At 69.7% G+C, this 2,310-nt stretch carries 1 protein-coding gene and 1 pseudogene; one reads left to right on the top strand and one right to left on the bottom strand.

The annotated features are described in order from the left end of the window. Positions 1–673 (bottom strand): annotated as a pseudogene (locus G6021_RS10950) (hypothetical protein); the annotation flags it as partial. 404 nt (positions 674–1,077) lie between these two features. Between G6021_RS10950 and glf the strand changes: the two are divergent. Continuing rightward, positions 1,078–2,277, top strand: coding sequence for a UDP-galactopyranose mutase (glf, locus tag G6021_RS10945; RefSeq protein ID WP_182616601.1), 1,200 nt, complete (start codon positions 1,078–1,080; stop codon positions 2,275–2,277). Positions 2,278–2,310 lie beyond the last annotated feature (33 nt).

The raw sequence follows: 2,310 nt of genomic DNA, 5'->3' as shown, positions 1-2,310 counted from the left end.
GGGCGGGCTCGGCCGCCCGGGTGGCCGCCACGTCGTTCTGTGCGGGGGACCCCGTGGCCGGGGAGTCGGCGGTCTCGGACCCCGGGGTCTCCGCGGCCTCGGACTCAGCGTTCTCGGCCTCTTCGCTCTCGGACTCAGCGCCCTCGGATGCCGCGCCCTCGGGCGCGTCTGCGAGCGAGGTGTCCTCGAGGTCGACGCCGGAGACCTTGATCTGGACCGTGGTGGTGTCCACCCCGAGGAAGACCGGCTCGGTGCCTCCGCTGCCGGTGGTGCTCTCGCCCTTGTCGTCGACGGACTCCGCTTCGTACCAGGGGCCCCACGAGCCGTCCGGGTTCTTGGCGCGCAGGGCCGCGACGGCCTCCGGGTTGTAGCCCTTCCACGTGACGCCGACCATCGAGAACGGCGTCTCGGAGGTGACCTCCTTGACCGGGGCGGAGCCCACCGCGATGTCGGTGTCCACGCCCGCCGCGGCGGGTGCGTCGGACAGGGAGACCTCGGCCGTCCCGGTGGGGACGGCGGCGCCCGCGGTGGCGGCGATGTCGTCTCCGGACTCGACCAGGTGGTCCGCCCCGTACACGGCGAGGGGCGTGACGACGGACGCCGCGACCGCCACCGCGAGGGCGAGGGTCCTGCGTCGACCGCTGACGTTCAGGGGGCGGCGTCGTGTTCTCAAGGGCTTCTCCAGATCGGGTCTGTGTCTCGCGGATCCCGCTGCGGAACACTTCTTCCCGGCGGCCGCGAGCGCTGCGACCACTGGGACGAATGTGACGAACGTGGTCAATGGTAGCTAAGAAACGAGTGAAACCAAGTGGTACGGAAGTGAATTTTGGGGTCACAACCGTGTAGTTTCGAACCGATGTACGACGACGAGGCCGCCCGGCGAGCGGACTGAGCAGCGGCACCGCGCACGGGTGGGGCCCTCCTCGTCGTCGTCACCTGGTGTGGCACCGGACCCCTCCGCCCACCCGCCCGATACCCTTGGACCCGGACCCGCGCCGGCCGGCGCGTGGACACGCCGGGCGCGGCGCCCGATCAGGCGCGGCGACCCGGCGACGGACTACGGGAAGGCTCGAAGTGATGGCAGGCGATCGGCAGTGGGGGACCTATGACCTCATCGTGGTGGGGTCCGGTTTCTTCGGCCTGACGGTCGCCGAGCGGGCCGCGGCCGAGCTCGGCAAGCGCGTGCTGGTGCTCGACCGGCGTCACCACATCGGCGGCAACGCCTACTCCGAGCCCGAGCCCGAGACCGGGATCGAGATCCACAAGTACGGCGCGCACCTGTTCCACACCTCCAACGAGCGGGTGTGGGAGTACGTCAACCGTTTCACCGACTTCACCGGCTACCAGCACCGCGTGTTCGCGATGCACAAGGGAACGGCGTACCAGTTCCCCATGGGGTTGGGCCTGATCAACCAGTTCTTCGGGCGCTACTACTCGCCCGACGAGGCGCGGGAGCTCATCGCCGAGCAGGCCGCGGAGTTCTCGGCCGAGGACGCGGCCAACTTCGAGGAGAAGGCCATCTCGCTGATCGGGCGGCCGCTCTACGAGGCGTTCATCAAGGACTACACCGCCAAGCAGTGGCAGACCGACCCCAAGAACCTGCCCGCCGGCAACATCACCCGCCTGCCCGTGCGCTACACCTTCGACAACCGCTACTTCAACGACACCCACGAGGGCCTGCCCGTCGACGGCTATACCGCGTGGCTGGAGAACATGGCCGCCGACGAGAAGATCGACGTGGTCCTGGACACCGACTGGTTCGACGTCCGCGAGGCCGTCCGCGCGGCGAGCCCGGACGCGCCCGTGGTCTACACCGGCCCGCTGGACCGGTACTTCGACTACGCCGAGGGCGAGCTCGGGTGGCGCACCCTGGACTTCGAGACCGAGGTCCTGCCCACCGGCGACTTCCAGGGCACGCCGGTGATGAACTACAACGACGCCGAGTACGACTACACGCGCATCCACGAGTTCCGGCACTTCCACCCCGAGCGCACGAACTACCCCACGGACAAGACCGTCATCATGCGCGAGTACAGCCGCTTCGCCGAGCGCTCCGACGAGCCGTACTACCCGATCAACGAGTCCACCGACCGCGAGCGGCTGGCCCTGTACCGCGACCGCGCCAAGGCCGAGACCGCGGCGAACCGCGTGATCTTTGGCGGCCGTCTGGGCACGTACCAGTACCTGGACATGCACATGGCGATCGCGTCGGCGCTGACGATGTTCGACAACACCCTCGCCCCGCACCTGCGGGACGGGACGCCGCTCGCCGACTGAGGCCCGGCCGGCCCGGCCGCGGCGGGTCGGCCC

Source organism: Dietzia sp. CW19, assembly GCF_014145265.1.
Lineage (GTDB): Bacteria > Actinomycetota > Actinomycetes > Mycobacteriales > Mycobacteriaceae > Dietzia > Dietzia natronolimnaea.
The sequence above is the reverse complement of the archived record's forward strand: the minus strand, read 5'-3'. Positions and strand labels throughout refer to the sequence as shown.